Annotated in this window: 2 protein-coding genes; both read left to right on the forward strand. The window is 35.0% G+C overall.

The window, feature by feature from the left end:
* Window positions 1–758, forward strand: a 758-nt coding sequence (locus GX311_06020) for a hypothetical protein (protein NLK15939.1), incomplete at its 5' end; no start/stop codon positions are given.
* Between the two features lie 76 nt (window positions 759–834).
* Window positions 835–1,734 (forward strand): gliding motility protein GldN, encoded by a 900-nt coding sequence (gldN, locus tag GX311_06025; protein NLK15940.1) that lies wholly within the window; start codon window positions 835–837, stop codon window positions 1,732–1,734.
* Window positions 1,735–1,862 lie beyond the last annotated feature (128 nt).

Raw genomic sequence — 1,862 nt, forward strand, 5'->3', positions numbered from 1 at the left:
GCGAATATCAAATGAAAGGTGATTACCAAACGTTAACTATTGAAAACGGTGCAGGTATTTACAGAACCGTAAGCAGACGCGTTGGCATTAATGAATGGGGTGGATTAATTGAAATGACTGCACCAGATGGTAGCATCAAGCGATATCCTTTTAAAAACTCATTCCAAGTTAATGAACCAATGGCCATTATTTCAGCTTCAGCAAACACAGTGTTTTACTCTGGTATATCAAATCCATTAGAAGTGTCTGTACCCGGGATACCTGCAAACAAGTTGTTCCCAACACTTACAGGTAGCGGGCGATTACAGAAGAAAGGCAATAATTGGGAAGTAATACCATCTAGCTCTGGAGGAAAAATAAAAAGTTCACTCGCAGTTGAGGTTGATGGAAGAAGACAAACTGTGGGTCATAAAGAGTTTAGGACATTACCTGTTCCGCCACCAACAGCTAAAATTGCAGGTTTGTCAGGATGTAATATTTCGAGAAATGTATTACTCAATGCAGGTAGAGTTGATGCCGTTTTAGAAAACTTTATTATGGACAATATCAGATATACTGTCAAAAGTTATACAGTCGTGACAAAGGATGCTAGTGGGTTTGATTCTTTCGATGCTAACAATGAAGCAAAATTCAATGATCGCGTTCTTAATAAAATCAGATCTTTGCAAAGAAACGAACGTATTACTTTTGAAAACATTATTGCAACTGGTCCTGACGGTGATAGAAATATTGGGTCCTTAGTATTTAGAATAAATTAAAACTAATAATATGAAACAAACATAATTTATAACTGTGTTTGTTTTACGTGAAATTAAACTGAAAAAATACATAGATATGAAAAACATTACGTTAATTTCTGCATTATTCGTATTGTGTTTTCTAGGAATTGAAAACAAAACAAACGCTCAGACTTTCAATAGAGTCGGGATATATGACGAGGAGCACATACCCGCGCGTAAACCTATTCCATACTATTTTCTGCATGAATCTGACGTAATGTGGAAAAAAAGAATATGGCGAATAATCGATATGCGCGAAAAGATAAATCATCCTCTTTATTTCCCTATAGTTCCAATTGAAGATCGCATGAGTTTAGCTGTATTGTCCCTTCGTGCTCAACAAGGTCTTCTTGATGAACAAACAGATAGAGTTGAAGGTGTTGAAGCTCCTAGCCCTCGTTTAAATCCAAAAACTGAAAAAATTCCAATTCTACAACTTTACGAAGATGAATATTTCAAAAAGGTACTTACAATCTCTGATGTTGAAGCAAAATTCGGAGTCAATCCAAATGACCCCACTGCCCCATCTGAGGTTGCTCCAGAAGAAGTGTTGCAATGGCTGGTAAAAGAAGACTGGTTTTTTAATAAAGAACGTTCAAGAATTGAAGTTAGAATTATTGGATTAGGAGCAATTCGTTTCTCAGTAGATTATTCATCACAAACAACTGGGCAACAAGCACAAATAAGGATGTCAAATCCATATTGGATTTATTTCCCGGAGTTTAGGCCAATCATGTCAAAGTATTCTGTGTTTAATTCAAAGAATGACGCTGAAAAAAGAACTTTTGATGATATTTTCTCTAAAAGATTTTTTAATAGCTATATATTCCGTGAATCTAACGTCTATAGCGACAGAGCTATTAGAGACTATGAATTAGGTCTATATGGTCTTTGGGAAGGTGAGAATATTAAAAATAAACTATTCAATATGGAACAAGACCTTTGGTCTTATTAATATTAAAACAACATTTATCTTATAAAAAGAGCTGTCTCGTTGTGAGACAGCTCTTTTTTATAATACCCAAAAGGAATACTACAGCAACCTTTATTGAAGTTATTTCAATAACGGTTGCATCATATATA

Source organism: Bacteroidales bacterium, assembly GCA_012519055.1.
Taxonomy (GTDB): Bacteria; Bacteroidota; Bacteroidia; order Bacteroidales; family Salinivirgaceae; genus JAAYQU01.

What these genes read in the sequence shown, in the direction of transcription:
- gldN (NLK15940.1), top strand. Translation starts at nt 835, where the DNA reads ATGAAAAACATTACGTTAATTTCTGCATTATTCGTATTGTGTTTTCTA.